This is a genomic window from Bradyrhizobium sp. Pa8, assembly GCF_052588265.1.
This window is the reverse complement of the sequence record NZ_CP176767.1, coordinates 7,935,393-7,950,330: the sequence shown is the minus strand read 5'-3', so window position 1 is coordinate 7,950,330 and position 14,938 is coordinate 7,935,393. Positions and strand designations below refer to the sequence as shown.

The window sequence follows — 14,938 nt, the reverse complement described above, 5'->3', positions numbered from 1 at the left end:
ATCGCGGTACCGCACCATTGTCGCGATCGCCACCGGGCGGTTCCGCTCAGCCCCGGAACGGGATAGTCTGGTGGCGATCGTCGCGCGGAGTTTTGCATGACCGGAGGTCACCGCCGCATCCTGGTCGTCGAGGACGATCCGGAAACCGCAGGCCAGCTCGTCGAGGAACTCACCACCTCGGGCTACGACGTCGATCTTGCCGCGACGGGTCGTGAAGCCCTGAGCCACGGCGTCGCCCGCGACTATGCCGTGATCACCATCGACCGCATGCTGCCCGACATCGACGGCATCGCCGTGATGCGCCAGTTGCGCGACGATGGCATCGCCGCACCCTTCCTGATCATCTCCGCGCTCGGCGAGGTCGACGATCGCGTGCGCGGTTTGCGCGCCGGCGGCGATGACTATCTCGTCAAGCCGTTCTCCTTCGTCGAGCTGCTGGCGCGCCTCGAGGCGCTCGGCCGCCGCAGCGAGACCGTCGCCAAGGAAACGATTTTGCGGGTCGGCGATCTCGCCATCGACCTGATCGCGCGCAACGCCAGCCGGCGCGGCCGGAAAATTCCGCTGCTGCCGCGCGAGTTTCAGCTGCTCGAATATCTCGTCCGCAACGAGGGCCGCGTCGTCTCCCGGGCGATGCTGCTCCAGCATGTCTGGGACCTGCATTTCGATCCCTCCACCAACATCATCGACGTCTATGTCGGGCGCGTCCGCCGCAAGGTCGACGATGCCCAGGCCTATCCGCTGATCCATACCATCCGCGGCATCGGATATTGCCTCCGTGCTCCTGGCTAAGACGCTCCGCTCCTCGACCTTCCGTCTGGCGCTGATCGCGATCGCGGTATTCGGCCTGATCGTCGCGGCGATCATGGCCTATGTCTATTTCGGCACGATCGCCTATGTGCAGGGCCGGGTCGGCGACGCCGGCGATCACAGCGGCTTCACCGCGATGATCGAGCTCGCGATGGTCGCCGTCGCCGTGCTGCTGGCCGTGCTGGCCGGTCTCGCCGCCGTGCTGGTGACGCGGCGCACGGTCGGCCGGATCGAGGAGATCAATGCGACCAGCCGCGCCATCATGCTGTCGGGGCTCGACCGGCGCATTCCCTTGCGCGGCAGTCACGACGAGTGGGACCGCGTCGCCGAAAACCTCAATCAGATGCTCGACCGCATCGAGACGCTGATGGGCGAGGTCAAGCAGGTCAGCGACAACGTCGCCCACGATTTGCGCACGCCGTTGACACGCATGCGCGGCCGGCTGGAAAAAGCCTATCACACCCCGCGCAACGGTGAGGCCGATGCCGTGCTGATCGGTGACACCATCGCCGATCTCGATTCGGTGCTCGGGATGTTCGCTTCCATCACGCGGATCTCCGAGATCGAGACCCGCGCCCGCCGGAGTGCGTTTCGCACGCTCGACCTCGCTGAAATCGCCGGCGAGGTCGTTGAGCTCTACGACGCCGCGGCCGAGCAGGTGGCGACCCGCCTCAGCCTTGACGGCGATCGCGAGGTGGCGATTACGGGGGACCGCGACCTGCTGTTCGACGCCATCGCCAATCTCGTCGACAACGCGATCAAGCACGGCCGCGCGGGCGGGCAGGTCACCGTGACCTGTCGCAGCGCCGGCGGCGGAGCGGTGATCGCGATCGCCGACGATGGTCCGGGCATTCCCACCGGGGAGTGCGATCACGTGTTCAAGCGCTTCTACCGGCTCGAACAGAGCCGTTACACGCCGGGCAACGGTCTGGGGCTGAGCCTGGTCCTGGCCGTTGCCGGCCTCCATGGCGCCGAGATTGCGCTGCACGATAATGCGCCGGGTCTCACGGTCCGGCTCAGCTTCCCGGCGACATCAGCGCGATAGGAGCTGACGGCGTCATAGCTCGATCACGCCGCGGCGTGCCGCATGCGCGACCGCGTCGGTGCGACCGGTGGCATCCAGCTTGTCGAGCAGCGAGCCGACGTGGAATTTGACCGTGTGCACGGAAATGCCGAGCTGTCGCGCGATCAGCTTGTTGGACGCGCCTTCCGCCATCAGCGCCAGGACATCGAGCTCGCGCTGCGTCAGCGCGATGTCTTCCGGCATGATGCGCGGATCGCGGGCCATGACCGTCGCCGTGGCGGCCTCGCCGGGCGTGGCCAGCCGAAGCCCGGGGATGTTGCCGAGCAGGATCGCCAGGCGATCGGCGAGGGCGGGATCGTCGATCTCCAGGGCGAGCACGATCTCGGGCGCGTTGTCCTCGCTCACGCCTCCGGCCTCTCGCCGATAGTGACCTTGAAGCTGACCGGCTCGCCGCCGCGGTGCACCGCGACATCGACCACCGTGCCGACGCTTGCAGGTCCCAGCGTCCGCGACAGCGCGCGCACGCCGGAGAGCTTCTGGTCGTTGACCGCCACGATGACGTCGCCCTGGCGGATGCCGGCCGCAGCCGAAGGGCCGGCCTTGTCGACATTCATCACCATCGCGCCGATGCCATCGTCGAGCCGCACCGGCTGGAGCCCGAGGCCGAGATATCCGCGGGCGATGCGGCCGCGCGTCTCGAGCTGTGCCGCGACCCGCTCGATTGTCGCCGTCGGGATCACCAGGACCCGCCGCGGCCCGAGCACGGCCATGCCGAAGGCGTCGCCTGATGCATCGAGCGCGAGCCCGCCTTGCTGCGCGAAGCGCAGGCGCACGTCGAGCTCGATCCGCGCATCGATGTCGCCGCCGCGCAAGGAGCGCCAGCTCTTGCCGGACAGTGACACCATGCCGAGCGCCGCGCTCGGCGCATCGCGATCGGTGGCGACGACGACCGCCAGCGTGCCGAGGGGCGGAACGGTCGCGGCCAGCTTGACCGGCGCAAGACTGGCATCGGTGCGCAACAGCGCGATGTCGGTCGTATGGTCGCGGCCGGCGATCGTGGCGGCCGCGGTGCTGCCGTCGGGGAGGCTGATCTGGATATCGCCCTCGTCGGCCAGCGCTTCGTCGGCGGTGACGATCAAGCCGGGTTTCCAGACGAAGCCGGTGGCGCGGGAGCGATGCGAATGCACGGCGACGACGGACGGCGCGGTGCGCGTCACGACATCCGCGAGTGCGGACGAAAGGGACGACAGAGGAGTGGGGTCGGTCATGGAAGGCTCCTGTAAGTTGTCCTCAATCTGGGATGTCGCGAGCGATTGCGAAACTGGCCGGGTGGCCAGGACTGACGGGGCGGACCGGCCTCCGCACGGGCACGGCCGACGAACATGTGATTGGGACGCCCTCACGGGAACGTGTAGCAATCCAGGAATTGCACTACGACCTTAGGCGTTTCCAGCGAGCCCCGACCGATGACCGTCGACCTCACCCGCCGCACCCTGCTTCAACTCGCCGGTGCGACCTCGCTCGCGATGGCGGCCGCCGCCGCCGCTCGGGCCGAGGGCCTGCCGCAAGGCGGGGGGCCGACCTATGCCAGCCGCACGCCGATGCGGGTGGGCATGGTGACGCTCCGGGTCAAGAACCTCGACAAGGTCGCGGACTACTATCGCGACGTGATCGGGCTCACCGTGAAGGAGCGCTCCGCGACCGCCGCGACGCTCGGCACGGCCGGCGTCACGCTGCTCGTGCTGGAAGCCCGTCCCGAGGCCGCGATCGAGCCGCGCAATGCCGCGGGCCTCTACCACACCGCCTTCCTGATGCCGTCGCGCAAAGATCTCGCGCGCTGGCTGGTGCATGCCGCCTCGCATCGCGTGCCGCTGTCGGGCTTCGCCGATCATCTCGTCAGCGAATCCGTCTATCTCGACGACCCCGAAGGCAACGGCATCGAGATCTATGCCGACCGCGATCCCTCGCAATGGCAGTGGAGCGAGGGCAGCGTGAAGATGGCGAGCGACGAGCTCAACATCCCTGACCTCCTATCGCTGACCAACACGCGCGTCGCAGACTACGCCAAGGCGCCGGACGGTCTCCGCGTCGGCCACATGCATCTGCGTGTCGGCGATCTCGCCGAGGCCGAACGGTTCTATCACGGCACGGTCGGCCTCGATCCGACCCGCCGCCGTGGCGGCGCCGCGTTCCTGTCGTCGGGCCGCTATCACCATCACCTCGGCATGAACGTCTGGCAGAGCCAGGGGGCCGGCCAACGCGACGATCAGACGACGGGGCTCGCCTGGTTCTCGCTGGTGATGGCGAAGCAGGACATTCTCGCCGCGCAGGAGGAGCGCCTACGCAAGGGCGGTGCGCAGGTCACGGCGCTCGCCAACGGTGTGGAGGCCGTCGATCCCTGGGGCACGCGGGTGCGCCTGGTCAGGGTTTGATTGCCGGCGCGGGCATTGCTAATACCGGTCAGGCGCTAGCCAGTTTTCCGGGGTTCAGCCTGACATGCCCGATTTTCACGGCGTCTTTCCCTATCTCGTTTCGCCCGTCGATGCCGAAGGCGCCGTGCGCACCGAAGTCCTCGGCAAGCTCTGCGACGATTTGATTGGCGCGGGCGTGCACGGGCTGACGCCGCTGGGTTCGACCGGCGAGTTCGCCTATCTCAATGCCGCGCAACGCACCGCGATTGTGCAGACCACCATCGAGGCCGCGAAGGGTCGCGTGCCGGTCATCGCGGGCGTCGCCTCCACCTCGACGGCGGATGCGGTGGCGCAGGCGAAAGCCTACGAGAGGCTTGGCGCCGACGGCATTCTGGCGATCCTGGAAGCGTACTTTCCGCTCGCCGATGCCCAGGTCGAATCCTACTTCCGCGCCATTGCCGATGCTGTCGACATCCCCGTCGTCATCTACACCAATCCGCAATTCCAGCGCTCCGACCTTACCCTCGACATGATCGCGCGCCTCGCTGAACATCCGCGCATCGGCTACATCAAGGACGCCTCGACCAATACCGGCCGGCTGCTCTCGATCATGAACCGCTGCGGCGATGCCTTGCGGGTGTTCTCGGCCTCAGCCCATATCCCGGCGGCGGTGATGCTGATCGGCGGGCTCGGCTGGATGGCGGGACCTGCCTGCATCATCCCGCGCCACAGCGTCGCACTCTACGACCTCTGCAAGGCCGGTCGCTGGGACGAGGCCATGGCGCTTCAGCGCAGGCTGTGGCGGATCAACGAGGCCTTCGCCCGCTTCAACCTCGCCGCCTGCATCAAGGCGGGGCTGGCGATCCAGGGCTACGACGTCGGCGATCCCGTCCCGCCGCAGGCCGCACTGTCGGCCGACGCCCGCAAGGTCGTGGAAGCGGCGTTGAGGGAGCTTTCTCCGTAGCAGTGCCGTAGGGTGGGCAAAGCGTAGCGTGCCCACCATCCTGGTCGCATCCATTGAGAGATGGTGGGCACGGCGCAAGCGCGCCTTTGCCCACCCTACGGAATCGTGGATTTGCGGGACGGCATGCCGAAATCGTGGATATCCCGCCCAAAACCGCGGCTGGCATGCCCTTGATCGATCCGCTAAAAGGCTGCCCGCAGTTTCGAAAAGACCCTGAGGACCCCACGGAATGAATATTCTTCCCGGCAATTTGCGTTTCGGAGCGGGCCAGCCCGTCAAGCGTTTGGAAGACCAGCGGCTGCTCACCGGGAAGGGTCAGTTCATCGACGACAAGCCGGAGGAGGGCGCGCTGTGGTTGCATGTGCTGCGCTCGCCGCATGCCCACGCGAAGATCGTCTCGATCGACACCAGCGCCGCGGCATCGATGCCGGGCGTCACCGCGATCTACACCGGCGCCGACCTCGTCAAGGACGATATCGGCACCATTCCGACCTTGAGCATCTTCAAGCGCCCCGACGGCAAGCCGATGACGGTGCCGCCGCGCCGCCTGCTCGCCCATGAGGTCGTGCGCTATGCCGGCGAAGCGGTCGCGGCAGTGGTTGCTTCCTCCCGCGCGGAAGCACAGAGCGCGGCCGAAGCGATTGTGGTCGAATATGACGTGCAGCCCGCGGTTGTCGATCCCGTCGAGGCCGTAAAACCCGGCGCGCCCGTGGTGTGGCCCGAGGCGCCCGACAACATCGTCGGTGCGATGAGCTACGGCGATGCCGCCAAGGCGGACGAGGCGTTCGCCAAGGCCGCGCATACGGTCGAGCTCGACATCGTCAGCCAGCGCCTGGTGCCCTCCGCGATGGAGCCGCGCTCGACCATTGCCGAGATCGACAAGAAGACCGGCCGTCTCCTCCTGCATGTGCAATCGCAGACGCCGGCCTCGACCCGCGACGTGCTGGCGGAAGCCGTGCTCAAGCGTCCCAAGGACAGCGTGCGCGTGCTGGTCGGCGACATCGGTGGCGGCTTTGGCCAGAAGACCAACCTCTATCCGGAAGACGGCATCGTCGCCTATGCCGCGACCAAGCTGAACAGGAAGATCCGCTGGCGCGGCGACCGCACGGACGAATTCGTCGGCGGCACCCACGGCCGCGATCTCACCTCGACCGCCTCCTTCGCGCTGGACGAGAAGGGCAAGGTACTGGCCTATCGCGTCAAGTCGATCGGCTGCACCGGCGCTTATTCCTCGGGCGCGGCGAACATCATCCCGCTGGTGCTCGGGCCGTTCGTGCAGACCGGCGTCTACGATCTGCCGCTGGTGCATTTCGAAGTGCAGTCGGTGATGACCAACACCGCACCGGTCGGCGCCTATCGCGGCGCGGGCCGGCCCGAAGCGGTGTTCATCGTCGAGCGTCTGTTCGACGCCGCTGCGCGAAAGATCGGCATGGATCCGCGTGCGATCCGTAAAGCGAATTACATCAAGCCGGCGCAGCTGCCCTACACCAACGCTGCTGGCCAGGTTTACGATTCCGGCGCCTTTGCGCACATGCTCGATCGCGCCGTGAAGTTGGCCGACTGGGACGGCTTTGCCGCGCGCAAGAAGGCGGCGAAGAAGAAGGGCCTGCTCTACGGCCGCGGGCTCACGTCCTACATCGAGTGGACCGGCGGCCGCGCGCACACTGAGAAGGTCAGCCTGCACGCGACGTCGCAGGGCCGCGTCGTCCTGCACTCCGGCACCATGGCGATGGGGCAGGGGCTGCAGACCACCTACACCCAGATGATCTCCGACACGCTCGGCATTGCCATGGACAAGATCGACGTAGTCCAGGGCGACACTGATCTTGCGATGGGCTTTGGCAGCGTCGGCTCGCGCTCGCTGTTCGTCGGCGGCACGGCGGTCGCGGTCTCGTCCAACGATTTGATCCAGAAGGCGCGTGAGAAGGCCGCGAACGTGCTCGAGACCTCGGTCGAGGACATCGAATATCAAGGCGGCATGCTCACCGTGGTCGGCACCGACCGCCGCATTAGCCTGTTCGATCTCGCGGAGAAGGAGGGCGGCGCCAAGCTCAGCGTCGATTCCGAAGGCGAGGTCGATGGCCCGAGCTGGCCGAACGGCACCCATATCTGCGAGGTCGAGATCGACCCGGAGACTGGCGTGTCCAAGGTCGTGCGCTACACCACCGTCGACGACGTCGGCGTCGCCGTGAACCCGATGCTGGTCACCGGCCAGATCCATGGCGGTGTCGCGCAGGGCATCGGCCAGGCACTGTATGAAGGCGTCTCCTACGATGCCGACGGCCAGCTCCTTACCGCCAGCTACCAGGACTATTGCATCCCGCGCGCCGACGACGTGCCGCCGATTGTGGTGACGCTGGACGATTCCGCGCCCTGCCGCACCAATCCGCTCGGCGCCAAGGGCTGCGGCGAATCCGGCGCCATCGGCGGCCCGCCCTGCGTCACCAACGGTGTGATGGACGCGCTCGCCGAGCTCGGCATCACGCAACTCAACACGCCCCTGACGCCGCAGAAGATCTGGAAGGCGATCCGGGACGCGAAGGTGGCGGGCTAAGCGGAAGGCGTTATTGCGCGAGTTGTCGCCTCATACCCAACTGTCGTCCCGGGGCGCGCACAGCGCGAGCCCGGGACCCATAACCACAGGGCGTGGTTTGACGCGAAGCCGCCAACTCCGAGTCCCCGTAACCAAATCCGCCTGTGGTTATGTGTCTCCGCTTTCGCGGAAACGACACCGAGTAGGTGGCTCCATCCGGACTACGCGCCTAAATCCCCAGCATCATCTTCGCAATGATGTCGCGCTGGATCTCCGACGTGCCGCCGAAGATCGTATAGGCCCGACCGTTGAGATATTCCGGCACCACCGTCAGCATGTCCTCTGGTAGCGCCGGTTCGTGGTTGAGCTTGTAGAGCGGGCGCATCGGCTCGACTGCGAGCGCGTCGTGGCCGATCACGTCGACCCCCAGCCGCGTCACGACCTGCCGAATCTCGCTGTTGCGCAGCTTCAGGATCGACGACACCGCGCCGGGATTCTGCCCGGTTTGCAGCGCCGAGAGCACGCGCAGCTCGGTCATCTCCAGCGCGTCGATGTCGATTTCGACCTCGGAGATGCGCGCGGCGATGTCAGGGCTGTCGATCGCGCGTCCCGTCAAATCCGACTCGGCCAGCTCCGCGATCGCCTTCAGCCCCTCGCGCAGCTTCGCCGAGGCAATGCCGGAGCCGCGCTCGAACTCGAGCAGATATTTGCCGTAGGTCCAGCCCTTGCCTTCGTCGCCGACGCGATTGGCCACGGGCACGCGCACGTCGTCGAAGAACACCTGGTTGACCTCGTGGTCGCCGCCGATGGTCAGGATCGGTCGCGTCGTGATGCCCGGTGTTGTCATGTCGATCAGGATGAAGCTGATGCCGTCTTGCTGCCGCGGTCCGTCGCTGGTGCGCACCAGCGCGAACATGCGATTGGCGTGATGCGCATGCGTGGTCCAGATCTTGGTGCCGTTGATGATGTAGTCGTCGCCGTCGCGCACCGCGCGTGTCTTCAGTGAGGACAGGTCCGAGCCGGAGCCCGGCTCGGAATAGCCTTGGCACCAATAGTCTTCGCCGGAGAGGATGCGCGGCAGATAAAAGTTCTTCTGCTCGGGCGAGCCGAAGCCGATGATGACGGGACCGACCATCTTCACGCCCATCACGTTGACGTTCGGCACGCCGGCCCGTGCGCTTTCGGTTTCGAAAATCCAGCGCTGCGCCGGCGTCCAGACCGGACCGCCATATTCGACCGGCCAGCCCGGTGCGCCCCAGCCCTGCCGGTTCAGCGCGCGCTGCCAGGCCATGCCGATATCAGGGTCGGAGAACACCGACGGCGTCAGCGCGGTTGCGCGCTTCATCTCTTCGGTGAGGTTTTTTGCAACGAAGCCGCGCACCTCGTCCTGGAAGGCACGCTCTTCGGCATTGAAGGATAGATCCATGGTGTGCTCTTTCAGGCTGGCACGGTGGTGCGGCCGAGCTGGGCGTGCCGGCTGTAATGATGCGCGCTGCCGCCGAATAGCGTGTCGAAGGCGACCAGCCGCTTGAAATAGGCGCCGACTTCGAGCTCCTCGGTGACGCCCATGCCGCCATGGAGCTGGATCGACTGCTCGCCGACGAAGCGCGCGCATTTGCCGATCTTCGCTTTCGCACCCGAAGCGGCCCGCGCGCGCTCGACCGGCGGGCTATCCGCCTTCAGCGCGGCGCGCAGCGCCATCGAGCGCGCCTCGTCGACCTGCATTGCCATGTCGGCGAGGCGGTGGCGGATCACCTGGTTGGCTGAGAGCGGCCGGCCGAACTGCTTTCTGATCTTGGTGTATTCCAGCGTGGTGTCGAGCAGTGTCTGCATGATGCCTACGGCTTCCGCGCCAAGCGCGGCCATGGCGCGATCGACGGCCCATTCAATCGCGGGCAGCGCGTCGCTGCCGTCACCGAGCAGGGCGTCTTCCGGCAGGGGCACGTCGGACAGCTCGATGTTGCACGCCCGGCCGCCGCCGAGACGCTCATAGTCGGTGATGACAACGCTCGGCGTCTTCGCCGGGACCAGGAACAGGCCGATCCGCCCCGATGGTCCCTGATGGTCGTGGATATGTGCGGAGACGATGATCTCGTCGGCGGCGTGGCCGTCGAGCACGGCGATCTTGCTGCCCGCAATGCGCCAGCCTTGCGCCGTCTTGTGGGCGAAGGTCGCGACTTTTGCGAGATCGAACCGCGCCGCGCGCTCGGAATGCGCAAAGGCGAGTTTCAGCGATCCTTCGGCGATCTTGGGCAGCCTCGCCCGCTTCTGCGCGGTGCTCCCGCATTTGTCGATGAGCGCCGCACCGAGCACGACCGTCGCGATATATGGTTCCGACACCAGCCCGCGGCCAAAGGCCTCCATCAGAATGCCGATCTCGACCGCGCCGCCGCCGAGACCGTCGCACTCTTCTGGGATCGGCAGCGCCAGCCAGCCGAGCTCAGCAAACTGCCTCCACACCGCGGGGCTGTAGCCGAGCGGATCCTTCGCCATCTTGCGGCGATGATCGGCGTCGTAGCTTTCGGCCACGAAACGCTCCGCGCTTTCGCGCAGCAGCCGTTGCTCGTCACTCAGATTGAGGTCCATGTCGTTACTCCGCGGCCGCCGGCGGCTTGCGCACGGAGGGATGCAGTCCGGATGGATCGACCACCATGCCGAACTCCTGAAGGTTATGGGCGTGACAGAGCTGATGCAGCGCAAAGGCCTGGTCGATCGCGGCGGGCTGCCCCATCACGTCGACCGAGCGATTCACCGCCTCCTTGGTCAGCTTCAGCGCAAAGGACGGCTTTGATGCGATCCGGCGCGCCAGCTCCAGCACCGACGCTGAGAGCTCCGCGCGCGGCACTACCCGGTTGACCATGCCGAGCTGATGCGCCTCCTGCGCACTCCATGCGTCGGCGGTGAACAGGAACTCCTTGGCCTTGCGCGGGCCAAGCTCCCAGGGATGCACGAACCATTCGACCCCGCAGACGCCCATGGTCACCACGGGATCGCAGAACTGCGCATCGTCGCTGGCGACGATGAGGTCGCAGGCCCAGGCCAGCATCAACCCGCCGGCGATGCACTTGCCGTGCACCTCGGCGATGGTCGGCTTGGCCAGGTTGCGCCAGCGCCGCGTGATCTGGAGATAGATCTCCTGTTCGCGCGCGAAGCGGCCGTGGGCGTTGGGCTCAGCGAAGCCACCCCAATTTCCTACCGGCGGAAAATCGACGCCTGCGGCGTTCTTGCCGCCGGGGCGCAGATCGTGCCCCGAGGAGAAGTGCGGCCCGTTGCCGGCGAGGATGATCACCTTGACCGCGTCGTCCTGCGCCGCTTCGTCGAAGGCGGCGTTGAGGTCGTAGGTCATCTGCAGGTTCTGCGCGTTGCGCGCCTCGGGCCGGTTCATCACGATCCGGACAATCGCCGGCTCCGGCCGCTCCACGAGGATGGTCTCGAACGAGCTCATCGCGTTCCCCTTGGCGTTTCCGTTCTTGTTTTGCTCAAGTTGACTATGTCGGCCAGGGATAGGCAAGGGGCTTGCGTCAGTCGGCTGCTTTTCGCGCCGCCGGCACAAGATGTCTGGCACCGCGCGCGTTCAATCTGATAGTTTACGCCAGATTTCACCGGGAGGAATTTGATGCGCAAGATCCTGACCGTGCTGGCGGCTCTGGCCTCGCTGAGCCTGACCAATTGCGGCTACAACGCGATCCAGAGCGAGGACGAGCAGATCAAGGGCAACTGGTCCGAGGTCGTGAACCAGTATCAGCGCCGAGCCGATCTCGTGCCCAATCTGGTCAACTCGGTGAAGGGCTTTGCGCAGCAGGAAAAGGACGTGCTGCTCGGCGTCACCAATGCGCGCGCAAAGGTCGGCAGCATCCAGGCAACGCCCGAGGTGCTGAACGACCCCGCCGCCTTCCAGAAGTTCCAGGCCGCCCAGGGCGAGCTCTCCAGCGCGCTGTCGCGGCTTCTTGTGGTTACGGAAAATTATCCGCAGCTCAAGTCCGACGCGCTGTTCAAGGATTTGATGTCGCAGCTCGAAGGCACCGAGAACCGCATCACGGTCGCGCGCAACCGCTACATCAAGGCGGTGCAGGACTATAACGTCACCATTCGCTCCTTCCCGAGCAATCTCACCGCGATGATGTTCGGCTACAAGGAGAAGCCGAACTTCTCGGTCGACAACGAGAAGGAAATCTCGACCGCGCCGAAGGTCGATTTCAATCCGGCGCCTGCGCCGTCGAAGTAAGCGCGCTCAGCCCCGATGCGCACCACATCCTCCGCTGTCATTCCCCGCGAAAGCGGGGAATCCAGTACGCCGCAGCTTCTGCGTAATCCGCCGGCGTCTCTGGAATACTGGATCGCCCGGTCAAGCCGGGCGATGACAGCGAGGTTGTGGCGCGCTTGTTCTGCTGTTTCACTGTGCGTTGCCCTCTTGCTCGCGCTTGCACTTACCTTTGCCTTCCCCGCCCTTGCCGATGTCGCCGTGCCGCAACTCACCGGCCGCGTGGTTGACCAGACCGGCACGCTGTCGAGTGCCGACGTCGCCGCGCTGTCGCAAAAGCTGCGTGATTTCGAGACTCGCAAGGGCAGCCAGGTCGCCGTCCTGATCGTGCCGACGACCCAGCCGGAGACGATCGAGCAGTTCTCGATCCGCGTCGCGGACGCCTGGAAGATCGGCCGCAAGAAGGTGGACGATGGCGCGATCCTCGTCGTCGCCAAAAACGACCGACACTTGCGCATCGAGGTCGGCTACGGCCTCGAGGGCGCGCTCACCGACGTCACCTCGCGGCGGATCATCGACGAGATCATCACACCGAAATTCAGGACGGGCGATTTCGCCGGCGGTATCTCCGATGGCGTCGATCGCATGATCCGCGTGATCGACGGCGAGCCGCTGCCGGTACCTTCGCCGACTGTGAATTTCGGCAATCTGGACGATATTGCGCCGCTGTTCATTGTGACGCTGTTCGCCGCGATCGGGGTGGGCGGCTTCTTCCGGGCCATGCTGGGCCGGCTGCTTGGCTCATTGGCGACCGGCGGCATCATCGCAGCGCTGAGCTGGCTCATTCTCGGGTCCTTCGCAATCGCGCTCGCTCTCGGAGCGCTGGGCTTCGTCATCGGCTTCATCGCCGATCTGTTTGCGGCGATGGCGCCAAGCTCGGGGGCGTCGCGCGGCGGCTCGTGGTCGAGCGGCTCCTCGGGAGGTGGCTGGAGCAGCGGATCATCGTCCAGCGACAGCGGCGGCTTCAGCGGCGGTGGTGGCAGTTTTGGCGGCGGCGGCGCCTCGGGGAGCTGGTAGCGGTCATGAGCATCAAGCGCATTGCCAGACATCTCGTGCAGCATCATTGGCGCGCGAAGCAGATCTTTCCACCAGCCGTGCTCGCCCGCATCGAGCAGGCGATCAAGCAGGGTGAGAGCACGCATTCCGGCCAGGTCCGCTTCGTCGTCGAGGGCGCGCTCGACGGGCGACCGCTGTTCCGCAACCAGCCGGCCCGCGCGCGTGCGCTCGATGTGTTCTCTCACTTGCGCATCTGGGATACCGCGCACAACAACGGCGTCCTGATCTATCTCCTGCTCGCCGACCGCGACGTCGAGATCGTGGCCGACCGCGGCATTCACGCGAAGGTCGGTGACGAGGGCTGGGAGAGCATCTGCCGCGCGATGGAGGCCGAGTTCGCCTCCGGCCAGTTCGAGCGCGGCGTGATCGGCGGCATCGCGACGGTGTCGCGCGAGCTGTCGCGACATTTCCCGCCGCAAGGCCCGCATGCGAACGAGCTGCCGGATGCGCCGGTGGTGATGTGACCACGAAGCAATCCAGACCGCCCCTGCGGAAAGGCTCTGGATTGCTTCGCTGCGCTCGCAATGACGAGGTGGATGCAGCGCGCTCAACTCTCTGACCGTCACCCCGAGGTGGCCGCTTCTTCAGCGGCCCTCGAAGGGCGACGGCCCGGCCGTTGCGCGGCCGTTCATCTTCCCGCGCTTACAATTTGTTTGACGCCCGCCACACCGGTTCCACGTTCCCGGCCAAATTCGGCCCCGGATGACTTCCTAAAATTTCGGTAAGCGGGTCCCGAAGTAAGGATTTCGCAAGCAATGAAAGTTACCAAAAGGTCAATCCAGAGTGGAGTATTCGAACTGTGAGCGAACCAATGGCTGAGCAGGCTGCCCGAGAGATCGGCAAAGAGATCGGCGAACAGACGAGCGTCGTCGAACCCGCAGCGACCGCGCCTGCCGTCGAGGCTGCCGGCATCGAGGCCCCCTCGATCGCCCCGGACCACGAGTCGCCGCCCAAGCCGGATCCCGTCAAGGTGGAAGCCCCCAAGGTCGAGCCGCCAAGAATCGAGGGATCGAGAATTGAGGCATCGAGGATCGAGGCGCCGAAGTTCGAAGCCAAAGCAGAGACCAAGCCCGAGCCGAAGCCCGGCAAGCTCATCGTCATGGCACCGTCGGAGCGCTCCTGGGAGCGCGAGGACTTTGCCCCGCATGTGAAGGCGGACGAGCCGCGCGAGACCGGCGACAAGCGCCGCCTGTCGGCGATGGCCGCGGTGGTGGCGATTGCAGCCAGCGTCGGCGCCATCAGTGGCGCGCTCGCGACCGCCGGCATGATGCACTTCGCAGCCCCGGCCCCCGTGCCGGCGCAGGTCGCCGACACCAGCGCGCTCGAATCCTCGGTTGCCAGGATCGATGCCGATGTCGTCGCACTGAAGGCGAATGTCGAGCACACCTCCAAGACCGGCCTTGGTCAGTTCAACCGGACCAACGACCGCCTCGACAAGCTCGAGAAGTCCCAGGCCGAGCCGATGGCCAAGATCGCAAAGCTGTCCGAGACCGTCGACAAGCTCCGCGCCACGCCGCCCGCGGCCCCCGCGCAGGCCGCGGCAGCCGCCGCGAAGGAAACCACCGGCTCGATCGCGCCGACCCAGGTTGCGACCGCCGCCGCCGCACCGGTTCCGGCCCCTGCCGCGCCCAAGACCGAGGTCGGCCGGTTGCCGACGATCGACGGCTGGGTGCTGCGCGACGTCGCCAATGGCGGCGCGCTGATCGAGGGCCGCGGCGGCCTCTACGAGGTCTATGCCGGCGACCCCATCCCCGGAATTGGCCGCGTCGATGCGATCCGCCGTCAGGACGGCCGCTGGGTCGTCGTCACCAGCAAGGGCCTGATCGTCGCGCGCTGAGCGCTGGACATTCGACTTACGAAGAGGCGCTTCACCACCATGTGA

Annotated in this window: 14 protein-coding genes; 9 read left to right on the top strand and 5 right to left on the bottom strand. The window is 66.3% G+C overall.

Going from position 1 to position 14,938, the window contains the following annotated elements:
• The first annotated feature begins 96 nt into the window (after nucleotides 1-96).
• Together ACKWRH_RS37630 and ACKWRH_RS37625 are read left to right on the top strand one after the other, a co-directional pair.
• Nucleotides 97-789, top strand: coding sequence for a response regulator transcription factor (locus ACKWRH_RS37630; protein WP_014492257.1), 693 nt, complete (start codon nucleotides 97-99; stop codon nucleotides 787-789).
• Nucleotides 776-1,852 carry a sensor histidine kinase gene (locus ACKWRH_RS37625; protein ID WP_445217662.1) on the top strand — a complete coding sequence of 359 codons (1,077 nt, stop codon included), beginning with the start codon at nucleotides 776-778 and terminating at the stop codon, nucleotides 1,850-1,852. Before ACKWRH_RS37630 ends, ACKWRH_RS37625 begins: the two co-directional genes overlap by 14 nt.
• A 12-nt stretch (nucleotides 1,853-1,864) precedes the next feature.
• Here the strand turns inward: ACKWRH_RS37625 and ACKWRH_RS37620 are convergent, their stop codons facing one another.
• Together ACKWRH_RS37620 and ACKWRH_RS37615 are read right to left on the bottom strand one after the other, a co-directional pair.
• Entirely contained in the window at nucleotides 1,865-2,236 is a 372-nt protein-coding gene (locus ACKWRH_RS37620) for a response regulator transcription factor (protein WP_445217661.1), read from the bottom strand.
• On the bottom strand, nucleotides 2,233-3,099 hold the full coding sequence (locus ACKWRH_RS37615; protein WP_445217660.1) for a S1C family serine protease: 867 nt from the start codon (nucleotides 3,097-3,099) through the stop codon (nucleotides 2,233-2,235). The genes ACKWRH_RS37620 and ACKWRH_RS37615 overlap by 4 nt, the downstream gene beginning before the upstream one ends.
• A 198-nt stretch (nucleotides 3,100-3,297) precedes the next feature.
• Between ACKWRH_RS37615 and ACKWRH_RS37610 the strand changes: the two genes are divergently transcribed.
• The 3 genes from ACKWRH_RS37610 (at nucleotide 3,298) to ACKWRH_RS37600 (ending at nucleotide 7,760) form a co-directional block, all read left to right on the top strand.
• Nucleotides 3,298-4,263, top strand: coding sequence for a VOC family protein (locus ACKWRH_RS37610; protein ID WP_445217659.1), 966 nt, complete (start codon nucleotides 3,298-3,300; stop codon nucleotides 4,261-4,263).
• A gap of 64 nt (nucleotides 4,264-4,327) precedes the next feature.
• Nucleotides 4,328-5,206, top strand: coding sequence for a dihydrodipicolinate synthase family protein (locus tag ACKWRH_RS37605; RefSeq protein ID WP_445217658.1), 879 nt, complete (start codon nucleotides 4,328-4,330; stop codon nucleotides 5,204-5,206).
• A gap of 229 nt (nucleotides 5,207-5,435) precedes the next feature.
• Entirely contained in the window at nucleotides 5,436-7,760 is a 2,325-nt protein-coding gene (locus tag ACKWRH_RS37600) for a xanthine dehydrogenase family protein molybdopterin-binding subunit (protein ID WP_445217657.1), read from the top strand.
• 208 nt (nucleotides 7,761-7,968) lie between these two features.
• Here ACKWRH_RS37600 and ACKWRH_RS37595 read toward each other — a convergent pair whose 3' ends face one another.
• From ACKWRH_RS37595 to ACKWRH_RS37585, 3 genes are read right to left on the bottom strand one after another with little or no spacing between them, the layout of a single operon-like run.
• A complete protein-coding gene (locus ACKWRH_RS37595) occupies nucleotides 7,969-9,165 on the bottom strand; it encodes an acyl-CoA dehydrogenase family protein (RefSeq protein WP_445217656.1) in 1,197 nt (398 codons plus the stop codon).
• Nucleotides 9,166-9,176: 11 nt separating this feature from the next.
• Entirely contained in the window at nucleotides 9,177-10,325 is a 1,149-nt protein-coding gene (locus tag ACKWRH_RS37590) for an acyl-CoA dehydrogenase family protein (protein WP_445217655.1), read from the bottom strand.
• Nucleotides 10,326-10,329: 4 nt separating this feature from the next.
• The gene (locus ACKWRH_RS37585; RefSeq protein WP_445217654.1) at nucleotides 10,330-11,184 is read right to left on the bottom strand and encodes an enoyl-CoA hydratase; all 855 of its coding nucleotides are present in this window, start codon (nucleotides 11,182-11,184) and stop codon (nucleotides 10,330-10,332) included.
• Nucleotides 11,185-11,355: 171 nt separating this feature from the next.
• On the opposite strand from ACKWRH_RS37585, the gene ACKWRH_RS37580 reads away from it, so the two are divergent.
• The 4 genes from ACKWRH_RS37580 to ACKWRH_RS37565 all read left to right on the top strand — a co-directional run bounded on the left by ACKWRH_RS37580 (nucleotide 11,356) and on the right by ACKWRH_RS37565 (nucleotide 14,893).
• The gene (locus ACKWRH_RS37580; protein WP_445217653.1) at nucleotides 11,356-11,964 is read left to right on the top strand and encodes a LemA family protein; all 609 of its coding nucleotides are present in this window, start codon (nucleotides 11,356-11,358) and stop codon (nucleotides 11,962-11,964) included.
• Between the two features lie 132 nt (nucleotides 11,965-12,096).
• Nucleotides 12,097-13,017 (top strand): TPM domain-containing protein, encoded by a 921-nt coding sequence (locus ACKWRH_RS37575; RefSeq protein WP_445217652.1) that lies wholly within the window; start codon nucleotides 12,097-12,099, stop codon nucleotides 13,015-13,017.
• A 5-nt stretch (nucleotides 13,018-13,022) separates the two neighbouring features.
• Nucleotides 13,023-13,520: a TPM domain-containing protein gene (locus tag ACKWRH_RS37570; RefSeq protein WP_445217651.1), complete on the top strand. Its 498-nt coding sequence runs from the start codon at nucleotides 13,023-13,025 to the stop codon at nucleotides 13,518-13,520.
• A gap of 347 nt (nucleotides 13,521-13,867) precedes the next feature.
• Nucleotides 13,868-14,893, top strand: a complete 1,026-nt coding sequence (locus tag ACKWRH_RS37565; protein WP_445217650.1) for a hypothetical protein — start codon at nucleotides 13,868-13,870, stop codon at nucleotides 14,891-14,893.
• Nucleotides 14,894-14,938: the final 45 nt, after the last annotated feature.